The sequence below is a fragment of the Martinezella calliandrae genome (assembly GCF_030272695.1).
Lineage (GTDB): Bacteria > Pseudomonadota > Alphaproteobacteria > Rhizobiales > Rhizobiaceae > Rhizobium > Rhizobium calliandrae.
Genome location: NZ_JARFYN010000035.1, coordinates 87,624 through 103,051 on the forward strand (window position 1 = coordinate 87,624; position 15,428 = coordinate 103,051).

General features: G+C 59.5%; 14 protein-coding genes. 2 read left to right on the top strand and 12 right to left on the bottom strand.

Features of this window, described 5'->3' with window-relative positions:
• Window positions 1–13 precede the first annotated feature (13 nt).
• From PY650_RS23570 to murA, 10 genes are all read right to left on the bottom strand, one after another.
• Window positions 14–619 carry a flavin reductase family protein gene (locus PY650_RS23570; protein WP_285882003.1) on the bottom strand — a complete coding sequence of 202 codons (606 nt, stop codon included), beginning with the start codon at window positions 617–619 and terminating at the stop codon, window positions 14–16.
• A gap of 99 nt (window positions 620–718) precedes the next feature.
• Window positions 719–1,834: an anhydro-N-acetylmuramic acid kinase gene (locus PY650_RS23575; protein ID WP_285882005.1), complete on the bottom strand. Its 1,116-nt coding sequence runs from the start codon at window positions 1,832–1,834 to the stop codon at window positions 719–721.
• Window positions 1,835–1,844: 10 nt separating this feature from the next.
• Window positions 1,845–2,864: a serine hydrolase domain-containing protein gene (locus PY650_RS23580; RefSeq protein ID WP_285882007.1), complete on the bottom strand. Its 1,020-nt coding sequence runs from the start codon at window positions 2,862–2,864 to the stop codon at window positions 1,845–1,847.
• A gap of 22 nt (window positions 2,865–2,886) precedes the next feature.
• Complete coding sequence (locus PY650_RS23585) at window positions 2,887–4,629, bottom strand: ABC transporter ATP-binding protein (RefSeq protein WP_285882009.1); 1,743 nt, start codon at window positions 4,627–4,629, stop codon at window positions 2,887–2,889.
• On the bottom strand, window positions 4,626–5,465 hold the full coding sequence (locus tag PY650_RS23590; protein ID WP_285882010.1) for an ABC transporter permease: 840 nt from the start codon (window positions 5,463–5,465) through the stop codon (window positions 4,626–4,628). The genes PY650_RS23585 and PY650_RS23590 overlap by 4 nt, the downstream gene beginning before the upstream one ends.
• Complete coding sequence (locus tag PY650_RS23595; RefSeq protein WP_285882011.1) at window positions 5,465–6,424, bottom strand: ABC transporter permease; 960 nt, start codon at window positions 6,422–6,424, stop codon at window positions 5,465–5,467. The genes PY650_RS23590 and PY650_RS23595 overlap by 1 nt, the downstream gene beginning before the upstream one ends.
• A 27-nt stretch (window positions 6,425–6,451) precedes the next feature.
• The gene (locus tag PY650_RS23600; RefSeq protein ID WP_285882012.1) at window positions 6,452–7,972 is read right to left on the bottom strand and encodes an ABC transporter substrate-binding protein; all 1,521 of its coding nucleotides are present in this window, start codon (window positions 7,970–7,972) and stop codon (window positions 6,452–6,454) included.
• Window positions 7,973–8,055: 83 nt separating this feature from the next.
• The gene (gene murQ, locus PY650_RS23605) at window positions 8,056–8,979 is read right to left on the bottom strand and encodes an N-acetylmuramic acid 6-phosphate etherase (protein WP_285882013.1); all 924 of its coding nucleotides are present in this window, start codon (window positions 8,977–8,979) and stop codon (window positions 8,056–8,058) included.
• Window positions 8,980–9,249: 270 nt separating this feature from the next.
• On the bottom strand, window positions 9,250–10,125 hold the full coding sequence (locus tag PY650_RS23610) for a glucosamine kinase nucleotide-binding domain-containing protein (protein WP_285882014.1): 876 nt from the start codon (window positions 10,123–10,125) through the stop codon (window positions 9,250–9,252).
• On the bottom strand, window positions 10,122–11,378 hold the full coding sequence (gene murA, locus PY650_RS23615; protein ID WP_285882015.1) for a UDP-N-acetylglucosamine 1-carboxyvinyltransferase: 1,257 nt from the start codon (window positions 11,376–11,378) through the stop codon (window positions 10,122–10,124). Before murA ends, PY650_RS23610 begins: the two co-directional genes overlap by 4 nt.
• A 240-nt stretch (window positions 11,379–11,618) precedes the next feature.
• Between murA and PY650_RS23620 the strand changes: the two genes are divergently transcribed.
• Both PY650_RS23620 and PY650_RS23625 read left to right on the top strand, forming a co-directional pair.
• Window positions 11,619–12,479, top strand: coding sequence for a MurR/RpiR family transcriptional regulator (locus tag PY650_RS23620; RefSeq protein ID WP_285882016.1), 861 nt, complete (start codon window positions 11,619–11,621; stop codon window positions 12,477–12,479).
• A 301-nt stretch (window positions 12,480–12,780) separates the two neighbouring features.
• On the top strand, window positions 12,781–13,869 hold the full coding sequence (locus tag PY650_RS23625; RefSeq protein ID WP_285882017.1) for a porin: 1,089 nt from the start codon (window positions 12,781–12,783) through the stop codon (window positions 13,867–13,869).
• An 81-nt stretch (window positions 13,870–13,950) separates the two neighbouring features.
• On the opposite strand, the gene PY650_RS23630 is transcribed toward PY650_RS23625, so the two are convergent.
• Both PY650_RS23630 and PY650_RS23635 read right to left on the bottom strand, forming a co-directional pair.
• Window positions 13,951–14,451, bottom strand: a complete 501-nt coding sequence (locus tag PY650_RS23630) for an RrF2 family transcriptional regulator (protein ID WP_285882018.1) — start codon at window positions 14,449–14,451, stop codon at window positions 13,951–13,953.
• 221 nt (window positions 14,452–14,672) lie between these two features.
• Window positions 14,673–15,269: a 2-hydroxychromene-2-carboxylate isomerase gene (locus tag PY650_RS23635; protein ID WP_285882019.1), complete on the bottom strand. Its 597-nt coding sequence runs from the start codon at window positions 15,267–15,269 to the stop codon at window positions 14,673–14,675.
• Window positions 15,270–15,428 lie beyond the last annotated feature (159 nt).

Consider the following 15,428-nt stretch of genomic DNA (forward strand, 5'->3'; position numbering starts at 1 on the left):
CCGTTGGAGCATTTTATGCCCGGAAGGTTTTCCCGAGTTCGGTCTCGGACAAGTTATAATAGTGACGAAAATTGTAGACCAACGGTGACCACTTGTTCGGATCGATATGATCACTGCCGTCTTTCAAAAACACTTCGCAGGCATGTACCTGCAATATCTCGATAACGGCGACGAGGCCGCCGCCAAGTTCCGCTAGTTTTTTCCCGCCCATTTCGTGGAGTGACAGGACGCGGGCTTCCATTTGAAAGGGGCATTCTGCAGCCCTCACAGGGCGAACTGACTCGCTGTCGAGCCTGGATAATCCTGCTGCCGCAAATTTGTCCTTCTCCGTCCTGAATTGCTTGGATTTCAGTTCGGGTACGGGGTCTTTGCCGGTCAGCGGTGCGAGCTTTTCGACCATCTGCCACATGGACGGAGAGGGAAGATTTACGACACATTCCGCATGCCGCGCGAGGTTCTCCGCGAGCTTGGCGTCATTCAAAAGGCCAAGCGACATCGTCCAGCCAAGCGCCCAAAATGATGAGATCGGCGACAAATTCGTCGAACCATCCTCATTCAAGCTGCTGATGAGTGCGACAGGGGTTCCGAAATATAGGATTTTTGGTTCAACGGTCCTCACTTCGTCCTCTTGAAACAGGATGCGTCTACATCACCGTAATCGATTTTCGCTCGGCGATGGTTCGACTAGGATCGAAGTATGGTTTCCGCCGAAGCAGGCCTATTGCGCAAGGCGGCCGCCGCACATCGGCGTCGGCGCGCCTGTCGTGCCCGGGAAGCTGATCGGCAGGCCTCTCAAGACGCGGACAGCCAAAAATGCGAAGCATTCGGCTTCCACTGCGTCACCGCGCCAGCCGAGGGTTTCGGCCGAGATTGGCTCGACGCCGGCACGGGTCTCGAGCATCGACATGATGGTCGGATTGCGGCGGCCGCCGCCGCTCACCACCAGTTTTTTCGGACGACGAGGCAAAAGGTCCAGGGCCTTGCCGACGGCAGATGCGGTGAAGGCGGACAGCGTTGCCGCGCCGTCCTCGGGGCCGAGCCCGTCGGCCATAGCGGCGCCGAAGTCGAAACGATCCAGTGATTTCGGATAGGGGGCGCTGAGATAGGGGTGTTGCAAAAGCTTCGCGAGCCTCGCCTCATCGACCGTACCAGCCTGGCCGAGCGCGCCGTCCCTGTCCATCTCGCCAAGGCCATGAGATCTAACGAAATCATTGAGGGGCGCATTGGCCGGCCCGGTGTCAAAGGCCACGAAATTGCCCTCGCCGTCCGACCAGGTGATATTGGCGACGCCGCCGAGATTGAGGATGGCGGTATCGTCGCCGGCACCCGCGCGGCGCAATAGCGCGGTATGGTAGGCCGCTGCCAGGGGCGCGCCCTGACCGCCTGCACGCACGTCGGCGGTACGGAAGTCATAGGCAACCTTGGTGCCGAGGATGGAACGCATCAACTCGCCGTCGCCGAGCTGGCGTGTGTCGCCCAGGCGATCCTTCTGTGGGGCGCGATGGAGCACGGTCTGGCCATGGAAGCCGACCACGCCGATATCGGCCATGGTCAGGCCAAAGTTTTCGACAAGTTCCTTGACTGCCGCTGACTGCGCACGCGTCAAAGCCTCCTCGGCTTGCTTGAAAATTTCCGGCTCGGGCCCGTCGAAATTCCAAATCCTCGCCTGCGCCAATGTCTCTTCCAGCAATGTCTTGATCCATTCCGGATAAGGCGCCAGTACATAAGGACCGAACTCCTCGATGCGCTCGCCATCGGTCTTGAGCAGGGCGACATCGATATTGCCGTCGAGAACGGTACCGGTCATCAGACCGACGGCCCAGATTGGTTCCATGATCAAGCTCCTAAGCTCTATTGACGAAATCGCCGACGGTCTGGCGAAGCGCCACGATCCCACTGTCGAAATGGCGAGTCGGATGAATACGGTTGGTAAGCAAAGTCCAGGCCCTGCCCTGATCGAAATCGATCCAGAGACCAGTGCCGGTGAAGCCGGTATGACCGATCGTACCCGGCGAGCAAAAGTTGCCCCCGGACCAGCCGCCATAAGGCCGCTCCCACCCATGGGTGCGTGTCGCCGATAACGGCGTGCGCATCAAAGTGATCGAGCCTTCGGCAGCGCCGGTCCCGGCGAGCAATCCCTCGGCAAAATCGAGAATCGAGCCTGCCGTTCCAAACAGACCGGCATGACCTGCGCCCTGCAGGGCCGAACAATTGTCATCGTGGACTTCGCCAGAGAGAACGCGGTGACGCCAGGTGCAATCTTCTGTCGCAGCCGCCTGATCGGGTGGGGCCGAGAAGGCGAAGCCCGGTCCTGCATCCATGTCGCGGATCGTCTGACCCGTCAGGCGCTCCAGCGCAAAGCCGAGCAGAATGAAGTTGATATCGGAATAAACCGGCGGACCGGCCCGCCACTCCCGCTGCAGGACAAATGCACGCAGCAGATCGTGATCGCGGCTATAGGTATAAAGCGGCTCGACGGCGGGAAAGGGCGTCTGATGGCCGAGGCATTGGCGAAAGGTCACTTTCCGCTCCCAGGCAGCCGCATCATATTGGCGCAGATCCGGCAGCAGCGAAATCAGCGGCGCGTCGAGATCGATCGTGCCTGCTTCCGCCAGAGCCAGGATGCGCGGCGTGGTGAATATCACTTTGGTCAGCGAGGCAAGATCGAACCATGTATCGGCAAACATCTGCCGCGTGACCGGAATCCTCTGCGCCGAGCCGATCGCTCGCACCATCTTGTTGCCGTCGCGATCGATAATGCCGAGTACGCCGCCGGGAATGCGCCCGGCCGCGACCGCTGCATCAACCGGCACGAACGCCCGGTCGAAACGCTGTGCGAATTCCAAATTTTCTGCTGCCGCCATGCTCCCCTCCCGTCGCGGTCTGTCAGGCTTCCGCCTGGGCCATATGATCTGGAGCAAACTGGCGCCATTGCGGCGCGGCCGGCTCGAAGCCCAGTGGGCGCACCAGCGAGGGGACCTGGCGCGTATCCAGCGCAAAATTCTCCCGCCGCCGATCGACAGTCGGAACTGCCGAGATCAGCCGCTTGGTATAAGAATGCTTCGGCTGCGACAGCACCGAGGCGGCATCGCCGATCTCGACAATCTGGCCGGCATAGATCACGGCGATCCTGTGCGCGATCCGCTCAACGACTGCCATGTCATGCGAGATGAAAAGATAGGCGAGCCGGAACTCGCGCTGCAATTCGATCAACAGGTCCAGAACTTGCGCCTGAACGGAGACATCCAATGCCGAGACGGCCTCGTCCAACACAAGAACGGAAGGGCTCAACATCAGCGCCCGCGCGATGCACAGTCTCTGGCGCTGCCCGCCCGAAAACTCGTGTGGATAGCGTTCCAGACTATTCTCAGGCAGGCCGACACGCTTCAGCAACATGGCCATTCTGTCGCGCGTTTTCCCCGATGCACGGCCTCCGGCAGCGATGATGGGTTCGGCCAGGATACTATCGACCCGAAGTCGTGGGTTGAGCGAGGCATAGGGGTTCTGAAACACCATCTGCACGGCACTCGTCCGATCGGCCGTCTTGCCGGTATTCGCCGTAAACGTGCCGCGCGTCGACTTCACCAATCCGAGGATTGCCCGCGCGGTGGTGGATTTGCCCGAGCCGCTTTCGCCGACGATTGCTAGCGTTTCGCCGGCCAACAGATCGAAGCCGACGCCTTCGACAGCATGCACTTCGCCGGTCGGACGGTGGAAGAAGCTGCCCGATACCGGAAAGCGAACAGTCAGCCCGTCAACCTTTAGCGCCGGTGCAGTGGTTGCGGTCTCATCGCGGCTGAAATCCGATCGCGCCGCGCGGCCTGCCGAAAAATGCGGGACGGAATGAAGGAGATGCTGCGTATAAGGATGGCTGGGTTTGTCGAGGATCTGGTTTAGCTCACCCTGTTCGACAGCTCGGCCTGCCTGCATCACCATGACCTTGTCGGCGATGCCGGCAACGAGACCGATGTCGTGGGTGATGAAGATCATCGACATGCCGGTCTCTCGCTTCAACTCGGCAAGAAGCGCCATGATCTGCGCTTGCACCGTCACGTCCAGCGCCGTCGTTGGCTCGTCGGCAATCAGCAGGCGAGGATTGCAAGCGAGCGCGGTCGCGATCATCACGCGCTGCAGCATGCCGCCGGAGAGTTGGTTCGGGCAATATTTCAGCCGCCGCGCAGCATCGGGGAACTGGACACGATCCAGCGCATCCTTTGCGGCAGCCGTTGCCTGACGGCCGGTCAAGCCGCGATGCAAGCGGAAAGACTCTTCAATCTGCGTGCCGACGGTCAGCACCGGATTGAGGGAGGTCATTGGCTCCTGGAAGATCATGCCGATTTCGGCGCCACGGATTTTCGTCAATGCCGCTTCGGTCGCCGTCGTCAGGTCGAGAACGCTGTTATCGGTCCGCCTCAGCTTGATCGAGCCGCCGACGATGCGGCCACCGCCGAAATCGACGAGACGGTTGATCGACAGCGCGGTCACCGATTTTCCCGAGCCGCTTTCGCCGACGATCGCCAGCGTCTCGCCGGCGGCGAGATCGAAACTGACGCCGTGGACGATCCTGTTGGCCTGCGGATCACGGCCAAAGCCCACATGCAGATCAAAAACAGAAAGCAGGGGGCTCACGGATTGGACCTCCGCATCTTCGGATCGAGAATATCACGCAGGGCATCGCCGAGCAGATTGAAGCCGAGGATGCTGATCATGATGGTGAGGCCTGGGAAGATCAGCAGCCATGGTGCGGTCTCCATCAGGTTGCGACTGTCGCTGAGCATCAGTCCGAGCGAAGAGGCTGGAGGCTGCGTACCAAGGCCGAGGAAGCTCAATCCAGCCTCGGTCAGGAGCGACCACGCGAGCGCCAGCGTGATCTGGACGGTCAGCGGTGCGACAAGGTTCAGCAGCAGGTGCCGCGTCAAGATATAAGGTTTGCTGCTGCCGAAAGTGCGGGCAGCATCGACGAAATCGCGCGATTTCAGCGATAGCGCCGGCCCGCGCACGACGCGGGTAAAGATCGGCGTGTAGACGATCGCGATAGCGGCGACGCTGGTCCATGTGCCGGGACCGATGATGGCGATGATCAGCAGCGCAAGAAGGATGGCCGGGAATGCCAGCAGCACGTCCATCGTGCGCATGATCAGCCCGTCCCAGCGCTTGCCAAACCAGGCGGCAGTCAATCCGAGAACCGTGCCGATGAAGCTTGCAAGAGCGACGGAGAGGAAGGCGACGATGAAGGATTCGCCAACGCCACTCATGAGCCGGCTCATTACATCGCGTCCGAGCAGATCGGTGCCCATCCAAAATGCGAAACTCGGCGCATGAAGCCGGTTCAAGGGGCTCCGCATCACCGGATCGTGCGGCGTCAGCCCCAGCGTGCCGAGAACGGCGAGAATGACATAGACACCAACGATCACGCCGCCGATGCGGCCGCTCTGATGCCCAAGAATGGCCTTTCCAATGCGCATCAACCCTCTCCCAGACGAACACGCGGATCGACGGCGACATAGGCTAGGTCGACGAGAAGATTGACGATCATGAAATTGAAAGCGATGAACAGGACGCAGCCCTGGACGAGCGCATAGTCACGCTGCTGGATCGCATCCAGCACCAACCGCCCAAGACCAGGCAGCGCATAGATCTGCTCGACCAGTACGGCTCCACCGAGAAGATAGCCGAACTCCACACCGCTTAGCGTTACGACCGGAATGAGCGCGTTGGGCAGGGCATGACGCCAGATGACGCCGCCGGACGGCACGCCGCGACTGCGGGCGGTGCGGACATAGTCATCGCTCAAAACATCCAGCATTGCCGAGCGCACGACGCGCGTGACGGAGGCGGCAAAGGCAAAGCCAAGTGTCAGCGCCGGCAGGATCATCTGGCCGAGATTGCCAAGCGGATCCTTTAGGAACGGGGTGAACGCGCCCATAGTCGGCAAGACGCCAAAGCCCGCCGAAAGCGCATAGATGATGAGAAGGCCGAGAACGAAATTCGGTGTGGACTGCCCGATCATGGCAACAACACGCACGGCAAGATCGGACAGCTTTTCATTTCGTGTCGCGGCGAAGACGCCGGCTGGCAGACCGATCAGCAGGGCGATCGCCATGGAGAGCAACGCAAGCTCGAGCGTCAGTGGAAACCGCTCGAGGATGATATCGAACACCGGTTTGCCATAAGTGACGGAAATGCCGAGATTGCCTTGCAGCACGCCGAACAGCCAATGCCAGTACTGCACGAACCATGATTGATCGATGCCGAAATAGACTGCCAGGGCCTGCCGCTGCTCTGGCGTTAGCAGGCCGGCATTGGTTCCGAGCATCGCCGTGATCGCATCACCCGGCACCAGCCGGATGGCGACGAACACGAGGACGGACACTCCCAACATGATCAGTGGGAATGTCATCAGCCGGCGTGTCAGGTACCCCATAGAACGTCCTCTAGAACCCGGTATCCTTTATTTGATGGATACCTTGCTAAGACCGAAGAGAGAGCCGGTCGGTGTCGGCACGAAGCCCTCAACGTTCTTCTGCTCGGCCGTGTAGCCGTAGGACGTATAGAGCCAGATCCAGGGTGAGACTTCGGCAATATGCTTTTCGAAGTCGGCGAAAATGACCTTGCGCTTGGCCGGATCGGTTTCGACACGGCCCTTCTGCATCAGGCTGTCCAAGGTATCGTCGATATAGTTGGCGACCTTCTGCAGGTTGCCGGTCTTTGTCCAGTAGCGGTTATACATCGAATAAGGATCTGCGCTGCCGCCGTTGAGCGCGACCGCCATGTCGAAATTGCCCTTTAGCCAGGCATCGACATAAACGTTGAGTTCCATCACCTTGATATCGAGCTTGATGCCGATTTCGGCGAGCTGAGACTGGATAACCTGGGCTTCGGCAGTCGCGGTTGGCGGCTCGCCGGTGGCGGCGATGACGGTTGCAGAGAAGCCGTTGGCAAAGCCCGCTTCAGCCATCAGCTTCTTTGCTTTCTCGACATCGCGCTTATAACAGAAGAGCTGGCTCGGATCGGTCGCATAGAGAGGCATGGTCAACGGACCGGTTACCTTGCCCTCGCCGAGCGCTGCCGTATCCAGCACGTCCTGCCGGTCGATCGCGCAAGAGATCGCCTGACGCACGGCAAGCTGATCCATTGGCTTGCGCGACGGGTTTAGCTGCAGGACGTTATAGGAGAGGACCGGCGTCCGGGTCAGTTGCAGCTTCGGCTCCTTGGGAACGAGTGTCGCCACCAGCGGGTCGTTCAGAAGCGCGAAATCGATCTGACCGGTGCGTAGCGACGCCAGGATTGCCGTTTCATCCGGGAGGACGCTGACGTCGATGCCATCGACGCCGACCGCGCCGCCGGCCCAGGCCTTGTTGGCGCTCAGGACTTCCTTGGAATTTGGAACCCAATTGTCGAGCTTGAAGGGACCGGAACCAATCGCCTTCGTGCCGATCGAGCCGGCTGTGATTTCGCTCGCCGGAACGATTGCTGCGTTGAGGCTGGTCATCGACGTCAGGATCGGAACGTCGGGCTGCGACAGATGGAAGACAACGGTCGTCGCATCGGGTGTATCGATGCTGGCGATCGACAGGAAATTCGCACGGGCGGCGGCACCGGTTGCCTGATCGAGGATGCGCTGGAACGATGCCTTCACGTCGGCCGGAGTGACGGCAGCGCCATTCTGGAACTTCGCATTCGGATTGAGCTTGAAGGTCAGCTCTTTGCCGTCGGACGAAAACTGCCAGCTGTCGGCAATGGCAGGCACGATCTGCAGATTGCTGTCGAGCCGGACGAGCGGTTCATAGATCAGCTCCAGCAGGCGAATGGAGGAAAAGGCGGTCTGCTTGTGCGGATCAAGACCGGTCGCATCCTGGGACCATGCCAGGCGCAACGTCGCCGCGTATGCCTCAGTCGAAACGGCCGCCATGCTGAGACCCGCCGCCACTGCGGCGCACGAAATCAGCTTTCTTGCAAAATGCCTTTTCATTCTTTTCTCCCTCTGAGCGTCTTAACGCTTCCCCGGCCGATTTTGGCCACTTTCGTTAAAGCCGTTGTTGTCGCAACTTTAGTTCATGCGGTCTTGGCGCTGATCGCCCTGCGCAGAAATCCACCAGCGTTTTGCAATGCCATGCGGGCTTCTTCAATGCCCATCCCGGTAATTTCCATGAGAATGGCGAGTTTCACATCATTGCCGGTCTGGTCGAGCACGCGGCGTGCTTCTTCCTGCGTGCAGCCGGTAGCCTGCATGACGATCCTGGAGGCACGGGCAACCAGTTTCTTGTTGCTCGCGTTCACGTCCACCATCAGGTTCTGATAGCTTTTGCCGATCCGGATCATGCTCGCCGTCGTCAGCATGTTGAGTATGAGTTTCTGCGCCGTACCCGACTTCAACCTAGTCGATCCGGTCAGGATTTCCGGACCGACGACCGGAGAAATCGCAAGATCGGCAATGCCGGCAATAACAGAATTAGGATTGCAGGACAGAGCGACGGTGACCGCACCGATGCTTTTTGCGTAGTTCAACCCACCGATGACGTAAGGCGTGCGGCCGGAGACGGCGACGCCGACGACAACGTCGGCCGCCGTCAGGTCAATGTCCTGCAAGGCCTGTCGTCCCTCATCCGGATCGTCCTCGGCTCCTTCGATCGAGCGCTGCAACGCATCAGGGCCGCCGGCGATCAGGCCGATCACCATGCTCGGCGGCACGCTGAAGGTCGGCGGGCATTCGGATGCGTCGAGAACGCCAAGCCGGCCGCTGGTGCCGGCGCCCATGTAGATCAGGCGGCCACCCTTCTGGAAGGCGGCAACGATTTGGTTCACGGCAGCGGCGATCGCTGGAATGACCTTCTCGACCGCAGTGGGGACGGTTTGATCCTCATAATTGATTTCGCGCAGGATATCGAAGGTCGACAACAGATCGATGTGCATCGTGTTCGGATTGCGACCCTCGGAAACCAACTGCTCCAGTTCGGATATCAACCTCTGTTCGCTCATGTGCCTACTCTCGAGATTATGCTTCGATACAACAAATCAGGGATGGCAAGCTCGATCGATAGGATCGGGCAAGCCGCGGCAGCCTTAATTTTTCAACGCAACAGAAAGCTGGTCATCAGCCCAAGCAGCCGGCCTTTGCGGCTCGTTCACTGCGAGTTTCCCTGTTTACTTTCGTTAACATTATGTCCGTTTATTCCGTTCGTCAATCATGAAAGGAATAAAATATTCCAAAATTGATACGTGAAACCGGTGATGCGTGAAAGCACCCTTTCAGCGGCCGCAGACCGCCTTCCTGGCAAGAATGATGGCGCCCGAAACGGCATCCCCGTCGATCGGTTTGAGGCGGCGGCGGACGTCCGGTGCGAGCCATGGCTCGAGCGGACTCGACAAGCCGCCAAGCAGCGAAACGCGAGGTGCACCCTTATCAAAAAGCGTGCGGATCAGCGTATCGACATGCTCCGCCGCGCTTTGGACGATACGCCGCCCGGCCGCATCACCCTGATCCGCATGGCGCATCACCATCGGAGCCAGGGCGGCGTAGTCCGTCGCAGAGGCACGGTCCATCCAGGCAACCGCTTCCATCGGATCATTCTGAAACCGCTGCATGATTTCGGCCAGCAGCGCCGTCTTCTCGTGACGACCGTCATGCGCGCGCAGCGCAAGCTGCACCGATTTCAATCCGAGATCGGCGCCGCTGCCCTCATCGGAGATCGGAAAGCCATATCCACCGACCCGCAAGCGGCGCCCTTCGACAAAACCGAGGCCAATCGACCCCGTTCCGGCAATCACGATCGCGCCGTCGCGACCCGAATGGGCGCCGAGACAGGCGCCCTCGCCGTCGCTGACGAAATCGATGCTGGCAAAAGGATGATTTATGGCTGTCAATGCCTCGAGCGCGCCCTTTCGCCCAATTCCCGCGAGCCCGACGCCTGTATGGATCCGTTTGACCTCTAACGGGCTGAGGCCCGCCTCTTCAATGGCTGCTCCGAAGGCCCTCGCAATGGAAGCCCAGGCCGCCTCTATGCCGAGCCGCGTGGTGGCCGGGCCAGACAGTCCCTGGCCCAATACCGTGCCGGCGGCATCCTCGATCCTTGCGCGACAGCCGGTGCCCCCGCCGTCGATACCGAGAAAATAGTGCGCGCTCATGACGTCAGTCGCTCGATATCTGCCCCACAAAGGCGGAGCTTGCGATCCAGTTGCTCATAGCCGCGGTCAAGGTGATAGACGCGGTTGACGATAGTTTCGCCCTCCGACACCAGTGCCGCCAACACCAAAGAGACGGAGGCGCGCAGATCGGTCGCCATCACCTGCGCTCCTCGAAGAGGCGCGCCGCCGCGCACCAACGCCGTGGTGCCCTGCAGCTTGATGTTGGCCCCGAGACGCATCAATTCCGGCACATGCATGAAGCGGTTTTCGAACACTGTCTCGCGCATCAGCGAGGCGCCTTCGGCGCAGCAAGCTAGCGCCATGAACTGCGCCTGCAGGTCAGTCGGGAAGCCAGGATAGGGTTCGGTGGTGATATCGGCGCCCTTGAGCGGACCTTCCCTCGAAACGACCAGGCCGCGATCGCTCGGCCAGACGCTGACGCCCATGGCCTCCAGCGCCTGCACCACGGAAGCCAGGTTCTCCAGCCGGGCGTGGATCAGTTCAAGCTGCCCGCCAGTAATGGCGGCTGCAACGGCATAGGTGCCGGCCTCGATGCGGTCGGATATGCCATGATGCTTGGCAGGTTGCCAGTTCGTGCTGCCTTCGATCAAGATGCGGTGCGTGCCGGCGCCCTCTATGCGGGCACCCATGGCGCCGAGACAGGCGGCAAGATCCGCCACTTCCGGCTCGCGCGCCGCATTCAATATCTCCGTCTCGCCCTTGGCGGCGCATGCGGCCATCATCGCCGTCTCGGTCGCGCCGACGGATGGCGAACTCAAAACGATACGCGCGCCCTTCAGCCCCTCCCGGGCCGAAGCAACGATCAAACCACTTTCGATCTCGATGTCGGCGCCAAGCGTCGCCAAAGCCTTGATGTGCATGTCGACCGGCCGAGCGCCAATGGCGCAGCCGCCCGGCAGGGAGACGCGGGCATGCCCGAAGCGTGCCAGCAGCGGCGCCAGCACCAGTACCGTCGCCCGCATACGCCTCACCGTGTCGTAAGAGGTTTCCTTCGAAACGATGGCGCTGGTATCGATGGTGGTGCCGCGCTGGGACCGGTTCACAACAGCGCCATGAAGCGTGACGACGCCGAGCATGTTGTCCACATCAGTTACGGCCGGCAGGTTCGTTAATTCCAGCGGATGGGGACTGAGCAGCGCCGCCGCGATTTGCGGCAATGCGGCATTCTTGGCGCCGGAAATCGTCACAGCGCCCTGCAACCTGTTTCCGCCTAATATCCGCAGTCTGTCCATAATGCGAAACCCGTCAAAGAGAGGGGTGAAGAAGCTGACGTCATTTCTCCGCTTCTGGTTCAAGATTATTCAGCCATTCCGCTATGTCAATGCGAATTGGAATTTTTTATTCCATGCATTCTCTGCTATAAGGTCCATGGCAGACGGAGCGAAAGCATGGTTGCCCACTCTCGGCCGGATGTTATCTTGTGGCGCGATCGTGTCGACGCGTGAACCGGCCGCGATGGCCTGAAGGGGCGGATGTCTATCCTAAAGAAAATCAGCGCGAAGCTCGAAGGCATGGCGCCTGCCGATCGTCAGATCGGGCAATTCATCGTCGACAATCCCGACCAGATGTTGCGCCTGTCATCCGCCGCCCTCGCCGCCGAGACCGGCCGCAGCCAATCGAGCGTCGTCAAATTCAGCCAGAAACTCGGCTACGCCGGCTATCAGGAGCTGAAACTCGCCGTCAGTGAGGCCAAGGCTCAGGAATGGCAGGCCCCAGCGGGCATGATCCATGGGACCATCGAGGTAGAAGACGGCTATCTGACCATCCTGCAGAAACTGCTTGGCAGCAAACTGCAGGCCATGCAACAGACGATTGCCGTCAACAACGAACTCGATATCGACAAGGCGCTAAAGGCGCTTTACGAAGCGCGTCGCATTCATCTCGCCGGCGTCGGCGCCTCATCGCTGGTCGCCCGCGACTTTTCCTATAAGCTGATGAAGCTCGGGCGCAATGTGCTGCACGACAGCGACAGCCATGTGCAGATGGCAAATGCCTCGACACTCGGCGCCGACGACCTGTTGTTTGCCCTCTCCTATTCTGGCACCAGCATCGAAACGCTGCGCATCGCAGAACTTGCCAGTCAGCGAAATGCGACCGTCATCGCCGTGACTGGCCTTCAGGACAATCCCCTTGGCCATGTCGCCGATATACGCCTCTATACCGTCGGCGACGAAGACCGTGTCCGCTCCTCCGCCATCACAGCACGCGATGCACAACTGATGTTGACCGACCTGCTGTTCATCCTGCTGGTCCAGAGGCAGCCTGACGCCAACGATTACGTTCACAACAGCGAAGCCGCGGTCTCGGTGCTCAAGGCCAAGCAGCTGTCGTAGAAAGCCTGGATTCCCGCAGGAATGCCGGCGGATGGAATCGATTAACGTAACCTTAAATTGCAGTTTTTCATAAAACAACTAAGTCACCATTTGCCGTGACATTCCCGCAACATTGTCGATTGTTGCGCGCAATGATTGTTATATTATTGTATCTATCATTGTTGCAAAATTCAGAATCTGTATATTCCAGGACGCGGTTTGAAACCGCTACCCGAAAGGGTTTACGAAACGGGACCGGGGTGGGGACGTCGATTTTTCGGCGCGATGACCTGTGCCCAATCGAGAATAGATTGGACTTGCTATGAACATTAGAACGCTTCTTCTCAGCTCTGCGGCGGCGCTCGCCGCTGCCTCTGGTGCGCATGCTGCCGACGCCATCGTCGCGGCCGAACCAGAGCCTCTTCAGTACGTTCGCATTTGCGATGCCTATGGCACGGGATACTTCTTTATTCCGGGTACCGAAACCTGCCTGAAGGTCGGCGGCGAAGTTCGCTCCGAGGGTGAATGGTATGACGCTTACAGCCCGACGAACCGCGTCGGCACGCTGTGGCATACGCGCGCCGAACTCAATCTCGATACCGCAACGGATACCGAATACGGCGCGCTGAAGACCAACATGGTTCTGCGTTGGGACTGGCAGGAAGGCGGCACCACCGCTACGAAGCTGCTGTTTGCCAATATCAGCCTGGGCGGCTTCACGGTCGGCAAACTCGACTCGCAGTACAACCTCTATGCAGGTTACGCCGGCGACGTGATCAACGACGACGTGATCTGGGACGGTCCGTACGAACTCAACCAGTTGACCTACAACTACGACGCCGGCAACGGCTTCACGGCGGTCATCTCGCTCGAAGATTCCAACTCCGCTGGCGACAGCGATGCCTTTGACGGAGCCTGGAAGACCTCCAAGGCCAACCATTATGCTCCGAACGTCGTTGCCGGCGCTGGCTACAAGTCCGGCATCTGGGGCATCAAGGTTGTCGGCGGGTACGACTCGATCGTCGAAGAAGGTGCGATCAAGGCCCGCGTCGACGCCGACTTCGGTGTCTTCTCGGCCTTCTTGATGGGCGGCTGGAACACCGACGGCGACAAGCTGAACCAGTATGCCGGCTCCAACCTGTCGGAAGATTCCTGCCCTCCGGGCCGTGGCGATCTCTGCGGCTGGGGTGACTGGGCTGCATGGGGCGGCGTCGCTGTTCCCTTCAACGACAAGCTGAAGTGGAACTTGCAGATCGCCTATACGGACTCCAAGATCTTCGCCGCCACCACGAACCTGAAGTTCAATCCGGTGAAGAACCTCCTGATCGAACCGGAAGTGTCCTACACCAACTGGGATTCGATCAGTCAGGACCAGTGGGCCGGTATCCTGCGCTTCCAGCGTAGTTTCTGATCAGATCGACCTCCGATCAGTAAATGGTGATTGGTCCGGTTTCCCTGCCGGACCTTTCCTTGAAGCACATTGAGGGACGCTTCAGCTTTGCAGTGTCTCGAGGCTCTTGGCAGCCGCAGCCTTGGGACAGCTCGGATCTGCCGCTTGCAATTCTTGCTGCTCGATTTCCTTCAATTGAAGAAGCGCGTCCGCAATCGTCAAGCCATTGAGCGCTCCCATCACGGCAAACTCCGCCCGGCGCGCGACACTTTCGAATAGCACCGCAATATGCGTGCTCACAGGACAGCGGCAGGGGACATCATCGCGTGCGGCCCATAGCCGCTTGTCGAAAATGACCGAGCTATAGACGTCGTGAAGGGTGATTTCGCCTGCTGGCCGCCCCAGACGGATGCCGCCATTCTTTCCGGCGGATGAGATCAATATTCCACTTTGACTAAGCGGCACCAGCAATTTCCGAACAAAGCTGGGATTGGAGCCGAGACCGGCGGCCAGTTCAAAGCTTGTGCACCGCAAGCCGTCCCGATTGTGTACGGCTACAGTCAAGACCATCTGAAATGCCGTCGGAAACCGAGTGTCTATCATTAAATTTTCGTAGCCTAGCCTCGCCTAACAACCCAGTGCCGCAGTTAAATGGCAAAATCGGCCGCTGTAAAGTAGAAGAAATATTCCTACAGGCTTTGCCGCCAAACAAAATTAATGCGTCGCACACAGATCTAGCTGCAGCGCACACAGTAATACTTGCAATCTGCGCGTAACTCGGCAAATCGATTTCAATCTCCGGAGTTATACGCAGCCGATGCCGCTTACGGCTTGACGCCGTTGAGGTGGCTTTCGAGGAAATGCAGATTGTCCTGGCCCCAATAAAGTTCGTCGTCATACAGGAATGACGGAAATCCGAAGACGCCGTTCTTGATGGCAAATTCACGGTCCGCCGTCCACTTGCCCTGCACATCGGCGTCGCTCTCCCGCTTCGAAAGCGCGTCGCCATCGAAACCTGCAGCACTGGCGATCGCCTTGCGCACCGCGGGATTACCGATATCCTCGCCACGGCCCCAGAACGCTTCCTGCAGGGCCTTCGTCAAGTCGAGCCACGGCTTTTTGTCGAGATAGGCGGCAATGACCATCAATGCTGCCGGTGCAGGATCGGCGAGCGGCGGGCGGTTTTCCAGAAGGAGCGTCTTGCCGCGAAGGCCGGCCCAGCGCTTGAGATCCCGCTGCCAATATTGCCGGCGAGCTTCAGGTCGGTTGCGCGAGAAGATGCCGCCGTTCTCTTCGACGACGGTTGTGAGATAGGGCCTGATTTCCGCGCCTGTCTTTTCGACGAGATCGAGAAACGGCTCGAGGCCAATATACGACCAGGGCGAGCCGATGGAAAAAACATAGTCGATAATTTTGGTCACTGTCTGCCGCATCCCATGCATGATGATGAAAACCGCTCTCCAGAACCTAAACAAACCTGTTGCATAGCTGATTAAAGCTACGCAGCCGCCTTGTTGTCTGGTTCCTGCTTCCCGCGCAAGTCCACGACTTGTCGCATCGAGGCTCGTTTCACGCGGGGC